The 20,649-nt window shown below is 53.1% G+C and carries 21 protein-coding genes; 8 read left to right on the top strand and 13 right to left on the bottom strand.

Annotation, left to right across the window (positions count from 1 at the left end):
• The first annotated feature begins 112 nt into the window (after positions 1-112).
• Positions 113-460 (top strand): VOC family protein, encoded by a 348-nt coding sequence (locus ISF27_RS08495; RefSeq protein WP_194611086.1) that lies wholly within the window; start codon positions 113-115, stop codon positions 458-460.
• Between the two features lie 294 nt (positions 461-754).
• Positions 755-1,441, top strand: coding sequence for a hypothetical protein (locus ISF27_RS08500; protein ID WP_194611087.1), 687 nt, complete (start codon positions 755-757; stop codon positions 1,439-1,441).
• Between the two features lie 23 nt (positions 1,442-1,464).
• Here the strand turns inward: ISF27_RS08500 and ISF27_RS08505 are convergent, their stop codons facing one another.
• Together ISF27_RS08505 and ISF27_RS08510 are read right to left on the bottom strand one after the other, a co-directional pair.
• A complete protein-coding gene (locus ISF27_RS08505) occupies positions 1,465-1,653 on the bottom strand; it encodes a hypothetical protein (protein ID WP_194611333.1) in 189 nt (62 codons plus the stop codon).
• Positions 1,654-1,791: 138 nt separating this feature from the next.
• Positions 1,792-2,463, bottom strand: a complete 672-nt coding sequence (locus tag ISF27_RS08510) for a hypothetical protein (RefSeq protein ID WP_235986175.1) — start codon at positions 2,461-2,463, stop codon at positions 1,792-1,794.
• Between the two features lie 136 nt (positions 2,464-2,599).
• Between ISF27_RS08510 and ISF27_RS08515 the strand changes: the two genes are divergently transcribed.
• Both ISF27_RS08515 and ISF27_RS08520 read left to right on the top strand, forming a co-directional pair.
• Positions 2,600-2,941, top strand: coding sequence for a TIGR00366 family protein (locus tag ISF27_RS08515; protein WP_194611088.1), 342 nt, complete (start codon positions 2,600-2,602; stop codon positions 2,939-2,941).
• Between the two features lie 66 nt (positions 2,942-3,007).
• A complete protein-coding gene (locus ISF27_RS08520; RefSeq protein WP_194611089.1) occupies positions 3,008-3,775 on the top strand; it encodes an SDR family NAD(P)-dependent oxidoreductase in 768 nt (255 codons plus the stop codon).
• Positions 3,776-3,958: 183 nt separating this feature from the next.
• Here ISF27_RS08520 and ISF27_RS08525 read toward each other — a convergent pair whose 3' ends face one another.
• Positions 3,959-5,299: an MATE family efflux transporter gene (locus ISF27_RS08525; RefSeq protein ID WP_194611090.1), complete on the bottom strand. Its 1,341-nt coding sequence runs from the start codon at positions 5,297-5,299 to the stop codon at positions 3,959-3,961.
• A 278-nt stretch (positions 5,300-5,577) separates the two neighbouring features.
• Between ISF27_RS08525 and ISF27_RS08530 the strand changes: the two genes are divergently transcribed.
• A complete protein-coding gene (locus tag ISF27_RS08530) occupies positions 5,578-6,048 on the top strand; it encodes a DUF2798 domain-containing protein (protein WP_194611091.1) in 471 nt (156 codons plus the stop codon).
• A gap of 187 nt (positions 6,049-6,235) precedes the next feature.
• On the opposite strand, the gene ISF27_RS08535 is transcribed toward ISF27_RS08530, so the two are convergent.
• From ISF27_RS08535 to ISF27_RS08565, 7 genes are all read right to left on the bottom strand, one after another.
• Positions 6,236-7,477: a neutral/alkaline non-lysosomal ceramidase N-terminal domain-containing protein gene (locus tag ISF27_RS08535; RefSeq protein WP_194611092.1), complete on the bottom strand. Its 1,242-nt coding sequence runs from the start codon at positions 7,475-7,477 to the stop codon at positions 6,236-6,238.
• Between the two features lie 65 nt (positions 7,478-7,542).
• Positions 7,543-9,069, bottom strand: a complete 1,527-nt coding sequence (locus ISF27_RS08540) for a carboxylesterase/lipase family protein (protein ID WP_194611093.1) — start codon at positions 9,067-9,069, stop codon at positions 7,543-7,545.
• A gap of 38 nt (positions 9,070-9,107) precedes the next feature.
• Positions 9,108-10,493, bottom strand: coding sequence for an SLC13 family permease (locus ISF27_RS08545; protein ID WP_328701569.1), 1,386 nt, complete (start codon positions 10,491-10,493; stop codon positions 9,108-9,110).
• Positions 10,387-11,439, bottom strand: coding sequence for an IS30 family transposase (locus ISF27_RS08550; protein ID WP_194609583.1), 1,053 nt, complete (start codon positions 11,437-11,439; stop codon positions 10,387-10,389). The genes ISF27_RS08545 and ISF27_RS08550 overlap by 107 nt, the downstream gene beginning before the upstream one ends.
• Positions 11,440-11,702: 263 nt before the next feature.
• Positions 11,703-12,953, bottom strand: a complete 1,251-nt coding sequence (locus ISF27_RS08555; RefSeq protein ID WP_194611095.1) for an MFS transporter — start codon at positions 12,951-12,953, stop codon at positions 11,703-11,705.
• 114 nt (positions 12,954-13,067) lie between these two features.
• Positions 13,068-14,534: an alpha/beta hydrolase domain-containing protein gene (locus ISF27_RS08560; protein WP_194611096.1), complete on the bottom strand. Its 1,467-nt coding sequence runs from the start codon at positions 14,532-14,534 to the stop codon at positions 13,068-13,070.
• Complete coding sequence (locus ISF27_RS08565; RefSeq protein ID WP_194611097.1) at positions 14,531-14,692, bottom strand: hypothetical protein; 162 nt, start codon at positions 14,690-14,692, stop codon at positions 14,531-14,533. The genes ISF27_RS08560 and ISF27_RS08565 overlap by 4 nt, the downstream gene beginning before the upstream one ends.
• Before the next feature lie 259 nt (positions 14,693-14,951).
• Here ISF27_RS08565 and ISF27_RS08570 point away from each other — a divergent pair, with 259 nt between their 5' ends.
• The 3 genes from ISF27_RS08570 (at position 14,952) to ISF27_RS08580 (ending at position 19,411) form a co-directional block, all read left to right on the top strand.
• Positions 14,952-17,081, top strand: a complete 2,130-nt coding sequence (locus tag ISF27_RS08570; protein WP_194611098.1) for a sigma 54-interacting transcriptional regulator — start codon at positions 14,952-14,954, stop codon at positions 17,079-17,081.
• 153 nt (positions 17,082-17,234) lie between these two features.
• Positions 17,235-18,593, top strand: a complete 1,359-nt coding sequence (locus ISF27_RS08575; RefSeq protein WP_194611099.1) for an MATE family efflux transporter — start codon at positions 17,235-17,237, stop codon at positions 18,591-18,593.
• Positions 18,590-19,411 (top strand): MerR family transcriptional regulator, encoded by an 822-nt coding sequence (locus ISF27_RS08580; RefSeq protein ID WP_194611100.1) that lies wholly within the window; start codon positions 18,590-18,592, stop codon positions 19,409-19,411. Before ISF27_RS08575 ends, ISF27_RS08580 begins: the two co-directional genes overlap by 4 nt.
• A gap of 49 nt (positions 19,412-19,460) precedes the next feature.
• Here the strand turns inward: ISF27_RS08580 and ISF27_RS08585 are convergent, their stop codons facing one another.
• From ISF27_RS08585 to ISF27_RS08595, 3 genes are all read right to left on the bottom strand, one after another.
• Positions 19,461-19,835: a DUF488 domain-containing protein gene (locus ISF27_RS08585; RefSeq protein ID WP_194611101.1), complete on the bottom strand. Its 375-nt coding sequence runs from the start codon at positions 19,833-19,835 to the stop codon at positions 19,461-19,463.
• Between the two features lie 40 nt (positions 19,836-19,875).
• Complete coding sequence (locus tag ISF27_RS08590; protein ID WP_194611102.1) at positions 19,876-20,208, bottom strand: cupin domain-containing protein; 333 nt, start codon at positions 20,206-20,208, stop codon at positions 19,876-19,878.
• Positions 20,209-20,345: 137 nt separating this feature from the next.
• Positions 20,346-20,648: an AzlD domain-containing protein gene (locus ISF27_RS08595; protein WP_194611103.1), complete on the bottom strand. Its 303-nt coding sequence runs from the start codon at positions 20,646-20,648 to the stop codon at positions 20,346-20,348.
• Between the last annotated feature and the right edge of the window lies 1 nt (position 20,649).

Genomic DNA, 20,649 nt, shown 5'->3' on the forward strand with positions numbered 1-20,649 from the left:
CCCAATCGGAAATTACGTCAGACCAATCACCTTCATCATAAAGAAAGAGCAGAGACTATGAAAGCCTCTACTCATATATTAAGAATCGGAATTTGTAAGGAGGAACTTTTCAATGAAAATGGTACATGTAACAATTTATACAGGATGTTTAGAAGATTCTATTAAGTTTTACAAAGATGTTGTAGGATTAAATGTTCAAAATGATTTTCGTGAGTTCGGCGGAAACATAGTATTTCTGGCAAAAGATAAGGGAGACACGCAGGTTGAACTAATTGATGATCCTCAAAAGGCATATAAGGGTAGTGGTATATCAATGGGATTTCATGTAGATGATGTTGAAGCGAAGCGTGAAGAACTTATTGCAAAAGGATTACATGTAACACCGATTATTGCACCGAATCCACATGCGAAATTCTTTTTTGTTGAAGACCCAAATGGAGTGACAGTGCAGTTTATTTAGAATTCGATAAATCCCAGTTTGTCGAGAAGTTAAGCCGGAGCAAATCCCTTTAGGAACTAAAGGGCGCACTTCTATACTCTCCTGGCGGAAGTATCGTGCGTCCTGCGGAGCTTCATTCCCGGTCAGCAGAAAAAACTGCCCGACCGAGATGTTTCGTCACTTCGTTCCGTCAAGGTGGCTACCCCCCTTGCACCGCTAAAGCGGTTATCCCCTGTGGACTTGCCGTCCGCAGACGGTTTTGAGAACCGTCCGCCGCCAGCAAGTTGCAAAAAAAGTATGATGGAGGTACTCAATTTGAAAAGAGCTGCAAAAATAGTTTTGATAGGAGTCTGCTTCGGCTTGATTTTGTTATTCCTTAAAATTATTTTTAGGATTGATGATGCAGCTTTTATGCATGGTTATTGGATTGCAGCGGTTGCCATTGTATTAGGCGCTGTGTTAATCAATGTATGTTACAATCTAATTTATTTTAACAAAGTCAAGAAAATTGCAAAGTTGCTGAGTGAAGAAAAGCCACAGGAATACATTGACGGTATAGAAAATTTGCTAAAAACCGCAAAAGGGAAAACATTAAGAAATATCTTAGAATTAAATTTGGCTGCTGGATACATCGAGGTAAAACAATTTGATATAGCAATTCCTATGCTGGAAAAATTGTCCCATGAGCGGCTGAGCGGTTCTTCTGTTAATGTAGTTCATAAAATCAACCTTTGCTTGAGCTATTTTGAAACTACCCAGTATGAAAAAGCAATTACAGTATACAACGAAAACCAAGGCCTTTTTCAACAATATAGACATCACAAAATCTACGGCGGAAACATAGCCATACTTGATATAATAGCAGCAATTATAAATGAGCAATATAATCAGGCAGAAGAATTGCTGGATACGGCAAAGAAAATGTATGATGATCTTCGATTGCAAAAATCGTTTCGAGAAATTCTTGATATATTAAATAAAGAAAAGGCGGAAAATCCCTAACATCTTTAACTCAATACGGAAAATTAGAAGTCAAGTCCAAATTTGTGTGTAAAGTGATTTTCTCTTGGGTGCCTGTAACACCGGGGGATGCCTTGCATCCCCTGGCTGTCCACAAGCTCTCTCCGGAGCAACTCGCGGAACGCCTGATCATGATCTTTTGAAAGAAGCTGTAGAATTTCCTCCTGATTCAATGTACTATTGAGTTGAGCCATTTGTTCATCCTCCTCGGTATTATGTTGATTGTGGAGATTTTCATGATACCTAAGAGATGAGCTCTTGGCTCTTTTATTTTTTCAATTTACACCATGATAAGGGCATTACCCTCTTTTCTTTCCCCTTCCAAGCATTTTTCACATTAGAGTATCCTGCTGAATGTCTATCCAGTTCTCACCTTGGTAATTCTCGATCTTGTCGATGGTTTTCTTCAAGAACTCATCGAGCAGCTTGTTTTCTCTTCTGCCATCAGCAAACCAGACATTTGACTGTCCAAAGCCATAAGACGCCCCCGTCTGCCGCCTTGGAACATTCCACTTTGTAATACGCCGTTCATTCTTCGGAAGCAGGACGCAATCTTCCTTTAGCGCTTTCGCATTGTAATACTGATAATCATACGTTCCATCTGACAGTGGCACTTCTGCAATCTGGTATTTGCGGTAGACAATTGCATGTTTATACCAGCCTACAACAGAAGTAAAACCCTGGTGCGGCCTCGCGGCACAATAGATAACCGTTACATCTTCTACGAACTCTTCCTTAGTACAGTGCTCGCATCCCTCTATTTTTTCGATATGAAGATCCTGTATTTTCCCGCTTTTTGAGGTCTTTGTCTCAGTAAATCCATAACAGATGTCCTGCTCTCGTCCGTCGTCCCATTTTGTATGGATCGGCCAAAAGTTACATGCTTCACCAGCAACATTGTTTTCAACGACGTAGGAACCGCCTCCGACGGGCACATCTTTGCCTTGAAGAATTCCTTTATACTGCATAGACCCGATTTTATCTAGACCGTACCGATCTCCCATAGTGGAACCTCCTCCCACAATCGTTATAACTCATTATATTCCCTGGAGGCGCCGTGGAAAATACCAGTAATCGGAGGTCTTCTGGGTAATGCTCTTATCATGGTGTAAATTGAAAAAATAAAAGAGCCAAGAGGGGGTGTGGAGAAAAGGCATCAAATTCGACTACCCCCTCATCGTGGCCGCAGGCTCTGCCGGAGAGATGTGCTGGCACGGCGGTCTCTCCGCCTCCATCGGCCTAACCATTGCCCAGCCCAGTCACTTTCTAGAGGCGGAGATGGGTGTCATTCCCTTCCCAAAGTACTTAATCAATCCCTTGAACGTCACTATGTTGATTGCCTTCGCTATTATTCCGCCCATTATCTGCTACTTCCTTCATCCCAAGCCTGAAAAGTGTGCGGAATTACGGCCTGAGACCATCGCCATCATGCTTTTGAGCGGTCCAATATTCATACTTGCTGTCACGTTCTTGCCGGTATAAAATAAGTACAAAAAATATTCGGCACATTTCTCCCGTAGCGATCTTAGAAAGGTAGGCGAGTTCCCTATGAAAAATCTGTTTGACCTGACCGGCAAAGTTGCGATCGTCGTAGGCGGCAGCCGTGGGCTGGGTCGTGGCATGGCAGTGGGTTTGGCCAATGCCGGCGCCTCTGTCGTCATTGCCAGCCGCGGGCTGGAGACCCTGGAGGTGGCTGCCAAAGAGATCAGCGAGGAGACCGGCGGAATTTGTATCCCTATGCAGCTGGATGTGACCTCGCTTTCCGCCATCCATGAGTTTGTGGCACAGGTTGACCAGAAATTTGGCCACATCGACATTCTGATCAACAGCGCCGGTATCAATATCCGCAAGTCCGCCTTGGACTTCCAGGAGGAAGACTGGGACCGGGTGACTAACGTCCAGTTGAAGTACGTCTTTTTCATGAACCAGGCAGTGGGTAATTACATGATAAAACATAGCATTAAGGGCCGCATCATTAACATCGGTTCCTTGTCCAGCATGATCGGGCTAAAAAATATGGTTGCCTACTGTGCCTCCAAAGGCGGTATCGTACAGATGACCAAGGCCTTAGCTAACGAGTGGGCTTCCTATGGTATCTGCGTCAACGCCATAGGCCCCGGTTACTACTTCACCGAGATGACCAAACCCCTGTTGTCCGATCCGGAGGTTATGCGCAAATATCAGGAGAAAATTCCAATGGGACGGCTGGGACGGCCTGAGGACCTTGCCTCTACTGCAGTATATCTGTCCTGCGACGCCTCCGCCTATGTGACAGGACAAATTGTCTATGTAGACGGCGGCTGGTTAATTAATTGAATCTGTATTACTTACCGGATCAGCCCTGGCAGGTGCGCTTGAATACGCACCCGCCAGGGCTGATTCATTCCAAATAGAAAGGGAAATTTTAATGGAACTGATCCAACGGTCACGCCTTCTACGGCCCCTTCCGGTCGGCGGCGGGCTCTGCCACAGGGAATTTCCTTTTCGTGAGCGCATCCATCATTTTCCAGTTCCGGCGAGCGTATGGTTGAACTTTTTTAGCAGCAGCGGAACCTCGGCAATAAGCATTGCGACCCATCCGGCCAGATACGCCCACGGGAAGGCCTCAATCTCCATGCCAAATTGGTAAACGAGGATAAAGCCGGCTGCCACACGTACCGCCATGTTGACGGTGCTTGAGATGAGCGTCACCTTCATGTCGCCGATACCCCGGAAAAATCCCTGTACGCCGTTCGTCATGGCAGGAAGAAGATACATAAACGCGATGAGCCCAAGATATCGCACACCCGTGCGGATGACGGCATCATCATCGATGAACAGCCTCATCAGAGGATCGGCGAAAAAGAAGCAGGCCAGCGCGATGGCGATGCTGTAGACGGCCTCGATCCGCATTCCCGCGAGGAATCCCTTTCTTACGCGCTCCTCTTTGCCGGCGCCCTTATTCTGTGCCATAAAGCTTGACATCGCATGGCCGATATTTTGCTGCGGCGTATAGGCAAAATCGTCGATCCGGTTGACCGCGGCAAATGTCGCCATGACCGTGACGCTCATTGTGTTGGCTAGCGCCTGCATGGCAATCTTCCCGAGCTGGACCGTAGCCTGCTGCATCGCGCTGGTGAGACCGAAGGCCACCGTTTTTCCGAACAGTTTCCGGTCAAAAACCAGCCATTCCCTCCCCAGCTCCAGAATCGGTATCCGTTTTGAGACATAGACGACGCAGAACAGGGCTGACAATGCCTCCGAGACAACGGTTGCGATGGCGCAGCCGACGCTTCCGAGATGAACTACAATGACAAAGAGGAGATCACCCGCAACGTTAAGTGATGACGAGATCACCAGAAAAAGTAGCGGCGTATTTGCATCGCCCAGAGCCCGCATTGTATTGGCGAAGAAATTGTAGACAAACGTGAAGATAAGCCCGACGAGGACAATCCGCAGATACACAACTGCCTCATCGATAACCGACTCCTGTGTGCGGATCAGACGAAGAAGCTGCGGCGCGAAGAGGATACATAACGCCGCAAAGCAGAAGGAAAATACGAGCCCTCCGATCATCGACGAGGAAATCTGGCGTTTCAGAGTGGCGATATCCTTGCGCCCATAGTACATCCCCATCAGAATGCCCGCGCCGATGCACATTCCCGTGATGAACAGAATAGCCAGCGTCATGATCGGATTGCTGGTTCCCACTGCCGCCAGAGCTTCCTCACCGACAAATTTGCCAACGATCATGCTGTCTGTCGCGTTGTAAAGGAGCTGAAGCACATTGCCCAGTACCAGCGGGATCGTAAACCGGATCAGCATCGGCGTGATCCGCCCTTCCGTCATATCGTGCACCATAATGATCCCCTCCCTATCCGGCTGTGTATACACATCTTACAGCCATCGCGGTGCATTGACAAGATGAACGATAAGCAAGACACGGTGTAAAACATTTCATCTTACGATTTGCCCCAAAATGTGGTATGATGAGCCGGTTGCTGTGTCCGGGTGGAACTTTCCGCGTCATCTGCTATGGGCGGATCGGATACAGGATAATTGCATAACACGGTAGAATTGGAAACGCACACCTCCCTCGGTGATAACGAACAACACGTCATTGATGAAGGGAGTATTTTATGCCGGAAACAAAATTTGAGAGTGTGATTTTTACGGTCATTATGACTTTTCTCATGGTATATGCCATGATCTGCTACAATATAGCCCTCAGCATTGGGGGAATGGAGGATTCGGTGTTTCTTATGGCCTTCGGAGAACTTCGGATCATGTGGCCGGCAGCGATTATCCTGGAAATGCTTGTTGTGGAGCGCCCGGTTATGGCGCTTACCCGCCGCGTTGTCACGAGGGAAATGCCGTTCCTGTTCATTTTGCTTATCCGGAGTGCTCTGACCGTCTGCTTGATGTGCCCGACAATGAGTTTTATTGCGGCACTCCTGTTTAAGGAATATCACGGAGCGGGTCTGGTCAGCACCTGGCTGCAGACGGTGGCACTCAATTTCCTTATGGCAATGTCCTGGCAGATTTTCTTTGCCGGACCGTCTGGAAGATGGGCGTTCAGAACGATATTCAGAAAGAAAAATTTCAATTGATCAGTTTTGACCCTCTGATGGTAAGTCAGAGGGTCTTTTCCGGTGAAGACCTTTTCCACTAACGTGCTTGGTGCTTTTGTGATCGGCCTTGTTGCGGTTGCCGCAGCTTATGCGATGCTCAGCATTATCGCCGGGGTTCTCGCCGTATTCGCGGCGGATGTTCTGGTCCGCCCAGGCCGCGCCGCGGTTATAATCCGGCGCTCATCTCGTCCAGCAGCTCGCCGAGCGCTTTCTTCGCGCCAAGCTCGTATACGCCATTTCCGGAGTCGTCGCGGATATAACCGAGCCATGCGCCGGCATGAGAGATCATCATCGTTTTTTTCAGCGGGGAGCAGTCCTTGAGACGGCGTCCGATCTGGTTGAAGATTTCTCCGTTGGTAATGATGATTGCGGCATCGCCGATTCTCATGAGTCCGATGCGGATGGTCACGGGGCGTTCCGGGCCTGGCATATCAATCTCTGTGCTCTTGATAGAAAAAGTTCTGACGCCTGCCCAGAGACGTGCCGTGGCATTTTTTGCCTCAAGCTTTCTGTTCAGTGTAACTACATCCCGGGCCAGGCGGTTGCTCATAAATTCCAGGATGGTATTGCCCGCCGCGCCGAGATCTTTGGTTGTGATCGAGCCATCCGGTTCAACAATGTTCACCCGGGACATCATGATGGGGTTCAGGTCCCCGGCACATCCGCTTGTGAACATGCAGACAACTTTTTCTCCATAGGATTTTTCGATAATCCGGCAGGCGCCGCCGACGAAGTCACCGGAGATCTCTGTGCCGAGGCCTTCAGGATTGTTGTGAATCATCATACAGGCGTGCACGGCAAAGTTATACATCATGGCGATCGGATTGCCCTCTTCGTCATCGAAGCGGATCAGATAGAGGTCGCGGTCAGTGGGACCGCCGACACGAAAACCATAGGTTCCGGCCTTGGGGCCCAGTTCCTTTTCATTGCGGTTGACGTTCAGGTAGCATTCGCCGCGCTCGATGCCAACCTTTGCAGGCTTCATGGACGCCTCCGCCTCTTTTACCAGAACCGGCAGGATCTGCCGGAGGTAAGCCCGGTACCGGTGCACCTTTGATGCAAAAGGTTCGCCATACCATTTTTCAAAAATCGGGTTGTCAGCGTAGATCATGCTGTGGTTGTGGGTGCAGGTATAGAAGACCTGGGATTCCGGGACATTTGCCGTATCCGCGATCAGCCGGCGGACTTCATCCGCCTCCGGCACGCCGGGCATATCCAGAACAACCCACACCAGGCGTGTCTCACCGCTCTGCAGAATGATGCAGCGGGCATATACGTCCTCGTGGATCTTCCCGCTGAAGATCGACGGTTTTCCGGTCATGTGATTCTTGAAGTGCTCAATCGGAAAGTATTCCGGGCCAGGGGTGATGCATGTCTTTGCCGCGCCGGCAAATAATCTGTTTTCCATGTGAAATTCCTCCGAAGTACCGCCCGTCTCCCTGCAGCGCTGGCTGCGAGGGGAGACGGGATGTATTATTTATGCAGTTGTTTGATTTCTTCCTCCATTTTTGATTCGAGGAAATCTCTCGCAAAGATGTTCAGCTTTTTTGCGGCCGTCTCGTCTGGCAGGCATCTGGTTTCGGCGTCGATATACAGGACACATCGGTTGTCCGGGGTATAGGGCGTCCAGGCAGGAAGGCCATCACCGTTGGGATTGCCAGTCCGGATGAAATTGCACCAGTACTCCTGGAGCAGGTTTGCGATGGCATCGTCAGTCTCGTCGGTGCCTTTCAGTGTAGTGCGCTGATGCCCGAAGAGATACTGGGTTTCGAGGCTGTGGGTCGCAGCTCCCGTCGAGGGATTTTTGCGGCAGAAATCAAAGAGATATACGGGCTGCCGGTGATGCGCCGCACTTACCGCGGCAAATGCCTTTGCTCCGGCAAGCGCGAGATGTGTCTCCCCGGCAATGCGTTTGACAGAAGCCTTGTCGGTAACGGGAGCCAGGGCGAAGTATTGTGCGGATTTATCGCCGAATACGGCTTCCGAACTTCGAATGAAATATTCAGGATCAAAAAACATCATGTGCCCGTGACCCTCATCATTTGCATTTCCTGCCAGACGCGGAATATCTGCTGTCTGCAGGGTCTCGTTTGCAAGGGAATGGAGAACCGGGATAAGATAGCCGTCCTCATTTGTCCCCATGGTTGTTCCGTAATGATACTTTTTTCGGAAAGAGGATTCAGGAAGGGCTGCCAGCTTTTCGTAGGGCATCGCCCGCATTTCGCTGATATTTTTGCAACCGGCAAGCTTCATGAATTCAGTCCCCCTCTGTTCCATTTCCCGAAGGGTGTGAAGGATATCCCTTTCCGGATATTTTGCAGACGCAAGGCTGAGGCCACATTCGTTGATGATTCTGCGGATCATGCCCTTTGCCAACGGAGAGGCTGCCAGTACCTGGGTGCTGCCGGAACCTGCCGAGCAGCCGCCAACGGTGATGTTGTCAGGGTCTCCGCCGAATGCGGAGATATTGTCACGCACCCATCGGAGCAGGGCAAATTGATCATAGTGGCCGTAATTGCCGGATACATGATGCTCATTTTCCTCGGAAAGCTCAGGATGGGCAAAGAAACCGAGGATTCCGACGCGGTAGTTAAAGCTCACGTAAACGATATCCCGACGGAGAAATGTTGTCGGGTCGCCGGCTTTTCCCGCACCGGAGCCGCAGCAGTATGCGCCGCCGTGAATCCAGATGAATACCGGGCGCTTTTTGCTGTCACAGCCGGGAGTCCAGACATTGGCGTAGAGACAGTCTTCACTCTGATTGCTCAAGGTTCCTCGATCCGCGGGATCACCGCCGGGGATACATTGATTTGCGGCCTGCAGGCAGCAGGGGCCGAAGGCCAGGCAGTCGCGGATTCCCGTCCACGGCACGGGCGGCTGGGGGAGCTTCCAGCGGAGTTCACCTACCGGGGGAGCTGCGTAGGGAATTCCCAGGAAGGCATATCCATTCTCGATGGCTTTGCCGCGAATTTTACCGGCGGAAGTTTTTACTATGCACATAAGAGGCTCCTTTCAGAAAGTATACAATATTCCAGCTGTCACAGAAACTGTGCCAGCAGAAATGTCACGGTGACAGCACCGGCCATGATGAAGGGGAGAATGATCGCCTGGTAGAACAGGTTATTTCTGGCTTCTTCCCCGCGGCATCCGACCAGGACCATGGATCCTGTCGTGGACAGGGGGGAGATGCCGGTCATCGTTGCGCCGACGAAGATCGCGCTGTACATCAGCGGGGCAGAAAGCCCGGTATCCGCGGCAATCCCGGGAACCAGAGGATACAGGGTGGGAAGAACAACACTGATGGCGCTGGAAAATATGCTCATCAGCCCGCCGGCAAGTCCCAGGGCCGGGATGACGGCATATCTGGGGAGTGCCCCGGCAATCAGGGGAGACAGCATCTCCGCGAGGCCGGCTTCCCGCCCGACGGCGATCAGCAGGGAGACCCCGCCCAGCATGAGGATCGTCCCCCAGGGAATGCGTTTCCGGATGACGGTTTTTTCGTCAGCGAGGTTGAACAGCGAGGCGAGGGCCGCGCCGGTCAGCATGACCAGGCTGGCATCCATCTGCCTGGCGGCAGCCCTGAGCAGGGACGAGGGAAAGAGTTCTGACGCTATCTTGGGCACGATGACCACGAGGGCGACGGCCAGGATCAGCCCCAGGGTAAGTTTCTGCCTGACGTTTAAGCGCTCGGGCAATTCCCGCATTTGAACGGTGCACCGCCAGGATTTGGTCGCAAGATAGACAGCCAGGAAGAACAGTGTGCAGAGGAGGCTCGAGAGGCGGAAGGAGAGCACAGAGATCCGGAATGCCTGATCCGCGTATTCCGCCGTCCCCTCAATCATCCCGAGGATGACGATGCCTCCAGAGGAGAACATGAAGTTCGATCCGGCGACCGTCCCACACGCAACTGCGGTGTAAGCCAGCAGCGGCGAAAGTGAGAGCTGCGCCGCAAGGGAGAAGGCGATGGGGGCAAGGAATGCGGAAGCGGCAATCCCGGCGCCCGAGAGGGCTACCAGATAGCAGATCAGAAACAGCGCGATTGCCATCAGGTGTGGATGCTTCCTCATGGAGTAGAGAAACCAGTGGGTGATGGCCGTCATGGTGCCATTTTCGATGGCGAAGCCAAAGAAAAATGTCACGGCGAGGATATTGACCATCACCTGCATGGGGAGGGCATCGATAAGTTCCCGGGGATTCATCCCGAGAATTCCGCAGCCAATCAGAAAGGCAAATGACGCTGCTGCCGGACCGATATTTTTTTGTGTTTTGTAACCGTATACGATCGGTAAATTGCAATAACAAGTTGGACACCCTCCGCTAGGCAGTAGCCTGGTAGATTCGGTCGATTTCCTCCTCGAAGATTTCATCCGGGGTTCTGTAACCCAGGATCTTCCGTGGGAGGCAGTTACACCAGGTCTCCACATCGGAGATCTGCTGACCGGTAAAGTCATCAATCCGCTTACCCTTTGGTATGAACCTTCTGATCAGGCCGTTATGCCGCTCTACGGTTCCCTTATCGCAGGATGTGTAGGGATGGGCATAGTAGACAAGCGTATCAGCCATCTTCTCAAGTTCTGAAAGGTCGGCGAATTCCGAACCGTTATCGGTCGTAATCGTTTTGAACACTTCACCGAAGTGTTCGCTGTAAGTCTCCTGAAGCTGTTTAATTGCCTTCATGACACACGCTGATGTCTTGTTTGCAATAGGAAGCATCAGGAACTCACGGCTTTTGCGTTCAGCAAGAGTGAGCAGGACCTGATCATCCCGGGTTTTGGCACCCAATACGAGGTCACATTCCCAGTGCCCGAATTCCTCACGGGACTCGATCTCTCTGGGACGTTCCTCAATGCTGCGACCCAGCTTTTTCTTGTTGATCCGAACTCTATGTTTCTTGGACTTACGCTTCAGCTTTTCAGGAAGGTTATGGTTCCTGATGCCAAAGAGGCCAAGATCAACATAGCGGTAAAGCGTTTTTGTGCAGACGATCTGCTCTCTGGTAAATTCACCATCGAGAACAGCGCGTCCAGTGCAGGCGTCCAATGACCAGCCATCTTCTGTAAAGTGTTTCAGCACATACTCCAGAAACGCTGATCTGCTCAGGAAGTCATAATGCCGGCAACTGTGCTTTCGGTTGTCCTCATAGGCTTTCTGACCGGCAGACGCCTTATAACGGGTCACATGGCCGTTATACAAGGCAACGGAGCCACGTGCTATTTCGTTCGAGACAGTGTTCGGTGAGCAGCCGATCTCACGGGCAATTGCCCGGATGGAGTAGTGGTCTTTAAGACGAATCTGAATAAGAACCCGTTCCTCATACGAAAGATGTTTGCCTTTTATATGGGAAGATATGGTAGAATGAGAGTAGTCCATGGTGGCGATTCTCCTGTAGAAAGTTTGTTGTGGTGACTTACATTCTACCAAAGATCCTGCCATGGATCTTTATTTTATTCAGATGTCCAACTTCATTTTACAATCGGCGAACCGTATACGATCGAGAGAATCACCGTCAAAACGACCAGGCTGGCTGCCATCTGCGTGAATGTCCTTTCCCAGATTGCTACGCCGCTCCCGGCAAAGCCTGCGGGGGGAAAATGCCCGCACAGGGAGATTGCCGGGAGCTGGCTGTGTACAGGTTAATCTTTCTTTGCTGCTTTTGCGGCGGCAAGCTCAGCCTCCCTGGCTTCCATTTTCCCGAAGGTGGACTTGTAGGTTGCCAGAAGGATGATGAGTCCCGCAAGCGGGAACATAGCGATCACGATATACATTCCGGTGTAGCCGAACCGCGCATAGCAGAATGCGGCGAGGTATCCGGCAAATACACCGGCGAGATCCATGATGAAGTAATTGGTGGAAATCGCGGCACCGCGCTTTTCCGGGGGAGCAAGCAGAGCGCAGGCCTTGGTGATGACCGGGGCGGATCCCTTCTGGCCGAGGCAGTACAGGACGGCGGCAATGATGATGAGCGGCAGGTTTGTGGTCACTCCGATCAGCAGGGATGCGATGATACTGAATATACAGCTGACCACCAGAACCTTTTTCACGCCCAGGGTATCAGAGCCGATGCCGCCGGCGAAGGAGGCAATGAACTTGATTGCGGCCTGGATGGAGAAGAAGAGCTCAGCGCCCACGATCCCTCTCTCCGTTGCCATCAGCAGCAGATAGGTATCATTGACCGTCAGCAGCAGGGCAAGGAAGAAGGTCAGAAGGCAGACGGGGACAACCGGCGCATAGAAGACATCGGAGAGACGGAATTTCTTCTGCAGCGGATTTCTTGCCCCGCTGACGGTCCGCTTGAAATCGAGAAACTGAATCAGGGCGATGGCGGCGGCGATCAGGGCAGTGCCGATAATGAATACTGGCCGGGCGCCCATCGTATTGTAGATGAACATGGAGATGCTCGGCATGATCATGGTCACCAGGGACGGAAAGGCGGAGTAAACCGCGATGCCGGTGCCCATTGCCTTTTTATCAATGAGCGTCGTGGTTACCGCGAGGAAGCAGGTCGTGCACAGGCAGAAGGATACGGCGTCAATATAGCGGGCCGCGGTGAACATGCCCGGGGTTCCGGCGAATGCAAACAGCATATAGGACAGAACTCTGACCAGAAGGCAGAAGGACAGGACGGCTTTTTTATTGAATTTATCAATCAGCGGCCCTGTGGTCGGCCGGAAAATCAGGCAGATCAGGTAGTAGGTGCCGGTGATCGCCCCGAGAACCGGTGGTGTCATGCCGAGGCTCTTGCCGAACAGGTTGGTCGGGGTCTTGACAAATACCTGCCCTCCGGTGTTTAACGCGGAAATCAGCATCATCAGGATGAAGTTCTTGTTTTTAAATAGGTTGAGGATGGCCTGTCCTAAAGTCTCTTTTTTCTCAGCAGCCTCCATAGAAAATTTCTCCTTTCTTTTTCGGAAGAATGTGTGTTTTCGGGGCTTCATAAATCAAATCCGTGCGCCTTTATGGATCAAATCCGTGAGCAATGCGCCGGGGCTTTTCATGGCTCAAATCAGTGTGCACTGCCTCGCGTCTTCAAGAATCTTGTCGGCATCCCGCTGAACCAGGATGCGCTCAGCCACGCAGCGCTCACAGCTGGCTTTGACTTTGGCGACATAGTCCGCGTGATCCTTGTAGAGCGAATGCAGGATCTCTTCCTCCAGAGGCTCGGAAGTGGCGTCTGTATACAGATGGTAGGCCGGAACCTCCAGGTAGGGGAGCCTCAGGCCGCCGAGGACGTTCTGATGCTCATCCTTGGCCAGGACGGCATCCGGATATACGCCCTTGATCTCAAAGGGTTTCGTGCTCGGCGGATTGATGCCGTCGCGCGCCCATTTGATCAGATTGTCATAGGCGGCATCCAGGACGTATCTGGTGGGAAATTCAAATCGCTCCAGATCTTCCTTGGTCCAGGCTTTTCCTGTACGGCCGTTCTTGATGGACAGGCCCATTTTTTCCACATCCTCGTGCCGTGGCTCGGAGTAATACGTATATTTTAACATCAGCCCCGTGCCCGCGACCTCATAGCTCCGATAATAGCAGCCTTTTTCATCGGAATCTGTGCGTCGCTGCATCAGCGCCCAGTCGGGATGCCATCCCTCGCCGGTCATATCGCCGCAGGTATAGACGCGCATCAGCGGGACTTTCCCATAGAATTTGCAGCGGGGATCCATCCAGTGCAGCTTCTGCTCATAGTTATTGACGTTGCCCGGCGCGCCGGTCATGAAGATCAGGAAGCCGTCATAGATGGGGGCGCCGTCCGGCTGGCAGGAAATGGGATCGATCGCCGCGCAGTAGGTTGCGAGATCTCCCGCGGTGGCACCGGTGGCGATGATGGTTTTTACCGGATAGCCGGCCATGGGCATGCCCGGAGCCTGGTCGCGGAGCGCGATCCCGACCTGGCTGAAATAATCCCAGAGGAGCCCGTTCTCGCTGTCCGGATCGGTGCTGGTGCTGTGATAGGTATTGGACTGCGGGCGGTCGAGGCGGTGTTCCCTGGGGATCGGATTTTCCAGGGACAGCCCTTCATACCGTACCGGATCGAAGGTTTTCAGGTTGGCCAGAACATCGGCGCGGAAGGTGCAGCCTACCCAGGCGTCCCCGCGCTCGACAATGTATTTCCAGCAGTTCCCCCACAGCGCGATCGGGCGGTCATAGCCTCTTGCCCAGTTGCACATTTCCACAATGACATTGCCGGAAAATTTCGCGGGGTCGGCGGGCTTGCGGACAAGGATCCGGTTGCCGTAAGGCGCGTTTTCGATCTCCGGTGACGCGAAGGGTTCATTTTCCTTCCAGGTATATACTTTTGCCCTGCCCTCGATCAGATATTCTTCCTCCACATAGCCAAACTGTGCCGGATCCTTGGGCTTGACCTGCCATTTCCATCCGCCAAAGGGATGGCTGGTTTCCGTCACAGGAAGCAGCCTGACGGCATCTGCCGGCTGCACAGGAATCGGTCTGTTCTTGCCGCTCATTTGCGTCCTCCTCTGTTTATTTTGTGATTTCTGGTGATTGGGTTTTCTTTACCAGAATTAAAAAGCAAATGCCGTTCCAATCTGTTGACATTTCCACAAAACTTTCTGGAAACTGTGCAAAAAGCCTGTTTTTCAGCCGCAATTGCGCGGATAATCATGATTTGTCTGGAGAAAATCCTTCGCGGGGAAAAGAAATTTGCGAAATATCAAGGGATATTATGTAAGGTTTATTTCGCAAAGAATTACATTTTTGCGCAATGACATGTAATATGTAATACTTTGTGATAAAATGAAACTGTTTGGCACATGCCGGTGGGAAGCACCGCAGCCGGCCGCTTGCAGACAGCTTGCGAGGTCTTCCAACCCGGCATGTGCTAAGGCGCCGCAGGCGCATTTCATCGACGAAGGTGGGAAAAAATGCAGGAAAATATCAATATTCTCTACCTCGGCACAGCGGATCTGGTCGACCGCTATGAGGATGTTTTTGAGGCCAATGGGCTGCATGTCGTGCAGCTTGACCGGTCCGGAATGGAATCTGAAGGGCTGGTCCGCCTGATCCGGCACTATATCGCGGAGAAGGATATCCGCGCGGTGATTGGTTTCGGGCGGATGCTGACAGAGCTGCGCCCCGGGCTGAATATCCCTATTGTGGAATTAAAGCATACTTACTACAGTTATGTTTCTGCCTATCGCAGCGCTCTGGCGATGGACAGCCGGATTGGCATGATTCTCTGGAAGTCCACGGAGGAGATCGGCCTCAGCCAGTTTCTCAAGGACTACCGGGATAAGCTGGAGATCATTGAGGAGGACGATTATATCAAGAACGATATTCACGTCCGCAATGCCCTCTGGGAAAATGGCTTGGGCCGCCTCAAGGCCATGGGCTACCGGATCTGCCTTGGCAGCGCGATGATGGCTGAATTTGCCAAAAAATTCGGCATTATCGTCGTCCCCATCGGCCTCGATATGGAGAGCGTGCTATACGCGATCTCCGACCTGAAAGCACAGATCCACCTGTATTATGACCAGCGCGTGGGCTACGAACAGATGCACACCATGCTGGACCGGATCAACGAGGGCGTGATTGCGGTCAACCTCCGCGGCGATATTCTGGACATCAATGAAAAAGCCCGCAAGATCTGCGGGCTTAAGGCAGCCGAGCCGGGGGATGCTGGCGGCATGAAACAGGGAGACGCCCTGGGGAATCTGGAAAGCCTGATGCCTGATCCCCAGATCCGGCGGCTGCTGCAGGATAAGATCAAGCTGGAAAATTATATCCTGATGCTGAATCACACCAATGTCATTGTCAACTCGATCGCCACATATTATAAAGAAACCGGGGAAAATGGCTATATCCTGACGTTCCAGGAGATCAGTAACCTTCACAACCTGGTTCACGACATTCAGAGCAAAATTTTGAAGAAGAACCTTTACGCCAAGCATACCTTTGCCGATATTTTGGGCGGCAGCGCCGCGGTGACCCAGGCGCTCCGGCAGGCAAAGCGGTTTGCCGCAGCAAGCAGCACGGTTTTGATCGAGGGGGATTCCGGTACCGGGAAGGAGCTTTTCGCCCAGAGTATCCATAACGCCAGTCCCAGGAAGGATATGCCTTTTGTCGCCATCAACTGTGCCGCCCTTCCGGAAAACTTGCTGGAAAGTGAGCTTTTTGGCTACGTCAGGGGAGCGTTTACCGGTGCCCGGGCTGACGGCAAGCCGGGGCTGTTTGAGATGGCCAATCATGGGACAATTTTTCTTGATGAGATCGGGGAGATCAGCCCACAGGTCCAGTCGAGACTTCTTCGCGTCCTCCAGGAGCGGGAGGTCTCCCGGCTCGGCGATGATAAGGTTATCCGCGTTGATGTCCGGGTTCTCGCGGCAACCAACCGGAATCTTTATCAGGAAATGCAGGCCGGGCGATTTCGAGAAGATTTATACTACCGCCTTTGTGTCCTTGAGCTCTGGCTCCCCGCCCTGCGGGATCGAAAGGGTGATATCCCGATCCTGCTTGAGCATTTCCTTGCCGCACATGGGCGCCCCGGAATCCGTTTTACGCCGGGTGCCACCGATGCACTTTTTCGGTATGACTGGCCAGGCAATATCCGGGAGCTGTTGAATTTTACCGACCGGCTCTGTGTCATGGCCGATGAGGATCTGATCGGCCGCGATATGGTCCGCCAGCTGCTGGCGCGGCGCGGCAATTTCCCGGAATGTCAGGGCTGGGATACGTCCAGGGGCGGAGCGGCTCCGGAATCCGGGAAATATCCGGTGGAGCAGACGGGAAAGCCGACGGAAGGCTATGTGGAGAACCCCGCAGGGGAGCTGGCGGAAGGGCAGGCGGAAACGCCCGTAGGGAAGTCGGCGGAAGGTCACGCGGGAAATCTGGCGGAAAAGCACATGGCCGGGAGATGCGGGCGGTATTCGGAGGCGGAGATACAGGAGTGCCTTTTGCGCCACCGCGGAAGCCGCCGGGATACCGCAGCTGAACTCGGTGTGAGCACGGTCACGTTATGGAGATGGATGAAAGCTTTTCGGGAGGATTTGAAATAGACCTTCCGGTCAATCACAGAAGCCTGCTCTCCGGAAACGGCGGCTTTTGAGGATTTGTTCTTTCACCGGAGACTTGACTCTACAACGGCTATAGACTTTATGATCCGAGTGAGCAATAATCATCATTAAGTGAACGCAAAGGAGACCGGTGCCATGGAGAAGAATCTGACCACAGGGAGCGTATTTCACAACATTGTGATCTTCTCACTCCCGTACTTCCTGTCCTATTTTCTGCAGACTCTGTACGGGATGGCGGATCTCTACATCATCGGGCAGTTTGAGGGGGTCGCGAGCACGACCGCCGTCTCCATCGGATCCCAGGTCATGCACATGATCACCGTGATGATTGTCGGCCTCGCGATGGGGACGACCGTATTTGTCGGCCAGTCGGTCGGGGCGGGCAGCCGGAAGAAGGCGGCGCAGGGGATCGGCAATACGGTGGCGCTTTTTCTTGCGGTCTCCGTCATCCTGACGGTTTTCCTTGTGCTTTTGATCAAACCGGTGATCGCTGTTCTGTCAACGCCTGAGGAGGCGGTTCCGGGAACCGCTGCGTATCTCACGATCTGCTTTCTCGGGATTCCCTTTATCACCGCGTATAATGTCATCAGCGCCATTTTCCGGGGGCTCGGGGATTCCAAGAGCCCGATGTGCTTTATCGCCGTCGCGTGCGTGGCAAATATTGGCCTGGATTATCTCTTTATGGGCGCGCTCCATATGGGACCCGCGGGTGCGGCGCTCGGCACCACGCTGTCCCAGGCGGTCAGCGTGGCGGTCTCCCTGGCCGTGATCCGGAAGCAGGAGACCGGCATCCGCCTGACCAAGGAGGATCTTCATCCCGAACATACAGTTATGGGAAAAATTCTCTTCATCGGCATTCCCGTCGCTTTGCAGGACGGGCTGATCCAGGTGGCTTTTATCATCATCACGGTGATCGCCAATCACCGTGGGCTGAATGATGCGGCCGCTGTCGGTATCGTGGAAAAGATCATGTCCTTTATTTTCCTGATTCCCTCTGCCATGCTGTCGACTGTCTCAGCGCTGGGAGCACAGAATATCGGTGCGGGCAAACCGGAACGGGCAGCCGCGACCCTGCGTGACTCAGCCATGATCGGGGTTGGCTTCGGCCTCGCGGTGGCTCTGGGGATGCAGGTTCTCGCGGAGCCCGTCGTTTCGCTGTTTACCGACGCATCTTCTGCTTCCGGCGCGGAGGTGGTTCGCCTCGGCGGCCAGTATCTGCGTGGCTATGTCTGGGACTGCGTGTTCGCGGGGATTTCCTTCAGCTTCAGCGGGTACTTCTGCGCGATCGGGCGGTCGGGCATCTCGTTTCTGCAGAATCTTGCTTCGATCCTGTTCGTCCGGGTGCCGGGGGCTTACCTGGCATCGAAGCTGTTTCCGGATACGCTCCTGCCGATGGGGCTTGCCACGGCATGCGGTTCGCTGTTTTCTGCGGTGATCTGTTCCCTGGTCTTTCTGTATCTTGCGCGCTGCGCGGGAAGGAGGGATGGTTCATGAATCCGGGGGGATTATTGGGCATCGGGGATGTCGCGAGGATGTATCATATCAGCATCAGCAGCCTGCGGTATTATGAAAAGATCGGTATTCTCAAGCCCGAGAGGATCGATCCGGACAGCGGATACCGGTATTATGGCAGCAGGCAGTTTGAAGTGTTGAATTCCATCCGGTATCTCCGCACGCTGGATATGCCCTTGTCGGAGATTGCGGACTTTCTGCGCAACCGGGATATTGACAATATGGTGGAGAAGCTCCGCGAGCAGAAGAAAATTGTCCTTGCCAAGGAGGCGGAGCTCAGGCGGGTCGAGCGGAAGATTGACAACCGGCTGAAAATGATTGAGGATGCCAGGCATTCGATTCTGGATACGATTACCGTGTGCCGGAAACCGCCCTGCCTTATGATCTGGATTCAGAATTCGCTGAGAATTAAGAATTATCTGGATATGGAAAAACCGCTCCGCCAGCTGGATCAGCAGGCGGAGGCGGTGATTTTTCTGGGAAAAGTCGGCGTCAGCATTTCGTCAGAGCATCTGGGGGAAGGGGTTTTTGACCGGTATGACGGGATCTTTCTTCTCCTTGACGAGGTTGACCGCTATGATGGGGAGGTGACCGGGCTTCCCGAAATGCTGTGTGTTTCTGTCCGTTTTCAGGGAACCCACCCGCAGGCTCCGGAGCAGTACAGAAGGTTGATGGCGTATACTAGGGAGCACGGGATGGCGGTCGATGGATTTTCCCGGGAGATCACCATGATCGATTACGGGCTCACCGGGAATACCGACCAGTTTGTGACGGAAATCAGCATCCCGGTCAGGTGCTGAACAGGGATGCAGCGGCTTGAGGAATGCGGGGAAAAATGAAATCTGAGCCTTACGCCTGTTTCATCTGTTTAGCCACCCAGTCCCGCAGGATAACCGCATGATTGCAGGTGCGGCTTTTGGCGGCATAGAGCAGCAGCACGTCCTGCTCCTTGAGCATGGACGCCACGTCGCGGACAAATTCCTGCGCGGCGCTCGAGCAGTCCAGTTCAGCGCGGTAGAGGGAGGAAAATTCCTCGAACCGCTCCTCTGTGTGGCCGAACCATTTGCGGAGCTCCGGGCTGGGGGTGATTTCCTTTGCCCAACGGTCAGGCCGCAGGGTTTCCTTCCGGACGCCTCTCGGCCAGAGCCGGTCCACCAGGATTCGGTAACCCGCTGTTTCTGGGGTGAGGTCATAGACCCGCATTACTCGAAGTTCATGTGTCATGACGGCATGCTCCTTTCCGATCTTTTCTTCCCTGCCCTGTTCAATGCAGGCTGGCGTCATTTTCCTTCCGGGGAGCTTTCTCACCCGGCAGAATTTCCACATATACGCTGTCCGTCTCCGCCTTGATCCCGACGGGGATGTCTGTTGGGGTGATATAGATGTCCCCCGCGCGGAAGGGCAGGCGGCTGTCCGCGAGGATGGTCATTTCCCCCTGGAGCGCCATCCACAGCTTGTGCGCCGGGTACTGCTCACGGCTGATATCTGTCCCTGCGCTGAGGGAAAAGACAAAGGCATTCCGCATAACCTCGCCGGAGACCGTGCAGCCCGGGATCGGGGTGTTCTCCGCGGCAAGGGAAAAGGTTTCGTTCTTCATGGCATCCTCCGTTGATGGAACCGATGGGCCCTGGAACCGATGGGGTTCCGGACCGCTGCGGTGATTTCTGCTTTCCGGCCGCATCATAGCAGATCCGGCGGGCTTTGTCTGTTGGCCTGACAACGCCCGTCGGGAATTTACAGATGAAGCAGCTGCGCGGCCAGCACGGCGACACAGCAGGCGATCGATGTCGGGAAGAGGCCGGCGTTTTTCCAGCAGAAGAGGATCCCGACGGCGAAGGCCAGGAATCCCGCGGTGACAGATCCGGAAGCGTGCAGGATCGCCGGGAAGGTCATGACCGCGAGGGTGACGTAGGGGACATAGTACAAAAAGGATTTCAGGAACCGGTTGGTCACCGGCCGCCGGATCAGGGTGAGCGGGAGGACACGGACAGCGTAGGTGACTGCCGCCATGACCAGGATATAACGCCAGGCATTCATG

The sequence above is a fragment of the Clostridium vitabionis genome (genome assembly GCF_015351765.1).
GTDB classification, from domain to species: Bacteria; Bacillota; Clostridia; order Lachnospirales; family Lachnospiraceae; genus Clostridium_R; species Clostridium_R vitabionis.

Coding starts and splice junctions, on each gene's coding strand:
- ISF27_RS08495 (WP_194611086.1), top strand. CDS start 113: ATGAAAATGGTACATGTAACAATTTATACAGGATGTTTAGAAGATTCT.
- ISF27_RS08505 (WP_194611333.1), bottom strand. CDS start 1,653: ATGGCTCAACTCAATAGTACATTGAATCAGGAGGAAATTCTACAGCTT.
- ISF27_RS08510 (WP_235986175.1), bottom strand. CDS start 2,463: ATGGGAGATCGGTACGGTCTAGATAAAATCGGGTCTATGCAGTATAAA.
- ISF27_RS08520 (WP_194611089.1), top strand. CDS start 3,008: ATGAAAAATCTGTTTGACCTGACCGGCAAAGTTGCGATCGTCGTAGGC.
- ISF27_RS08525 (WP_194611090.1), bottom strand. CDS start 5,299: ATGGTGCACGATATGACGGAAGGGCGGATCACGCCGATGCTGATCCGG.
- ISF27_RS08530 (WP_194611091.1), top strand. CDS start 5,578: ATGCCGGAAACAAAATTTGAGAGTGTGATTTTTACGGTCATTATGACT.
- ISF27_RS08535 (WP_194611092.1), bottom strand. CDS start 7,477: ATGGAAAACAGATTATTTGCCGGCGCGGCAAAGACATGCATCACCCCT.
- ISF27_RS08540 (WP_194611093.1), bottom strand. CDS start 9,069: ATGTGCATAGTAAAAACTTCCGCCGGTAAAATTCGCGGCAAAGCCATC.
- ISF27_RS08545 (WP_328701569.1), bottom strand. CDS start 10,493: ATGTGGAGACCTGGTGTAACTGCCTCCCACGGAAGATCCTGGGTTACA.
- ISF27_RS08550 (WP_194609583.1), bottom strand. CDS start 11,439: ATGGACTACTCTCATTCTACCATATCTTCCCATATAAAAGGCAAACAT.
- ISF27_RS08555 (WP_194611095.1), bottom strand. CDS start 12,953: ATGGAGGCTGCTGAGAAAAAAGAGACTTTAGGACAGGCCATCCTCAAC.
- ISF27_RS08560 (WP_194611096.1), bottom strand. CDS start 14,534: ATGAGCGGCAAGAACAGACCGATTCCTGTGCAGCCGGCAGATGCCGTC.
- ISF27_RS08565 (WP_194611097.1), bottom strand. CDS start 14,692: ATGATTATCCGCGCAATTGCGGCTGAAAAACAGGCTTTTTGCACAGTT.
- ISF27_RS08570 (WP_194611098.1), top strand. CDS start 14,952: ATGCAGGAAAATATCAATATTCTCTACCTCGGCACAGCGGATCTGGTC.
- ISF27_RS08575 (WP_194611099.1), top strand. CDS start 17,235: ATGGAGAAGAATCTGACCACAGGGAGCGTATTTCACAACATTGTGATC.
- ISF27_RS08580 (WP_194611100.1), top strand. CDS start 18,590: ATGAATCCGGGGGGATTATTGGGCATCGGGGATGTCGCGAGGATGTAT.
- ISF27_RS08585 (WP_194611101.1), bottom strand. CDS start 19,835: ATGACACATGAACTTCGAGTAATGCGGGTCTATGACCTCACCCCAGAA.
- ISF27_RS08590 (WP_194611102.1), bottom strand. CDS start 20,208: ATGAAGAACGAAACCTTTTCCCTTGCCGCGGAGAACACCCCGATCCCG.
- ISF27_RS08595 (WP_194611103.1), bottom strand. CDS start 20,648: ATGAATGCCTGGCGTTATATCCTGGTCATGGCGGCAGTCACCTACGCT.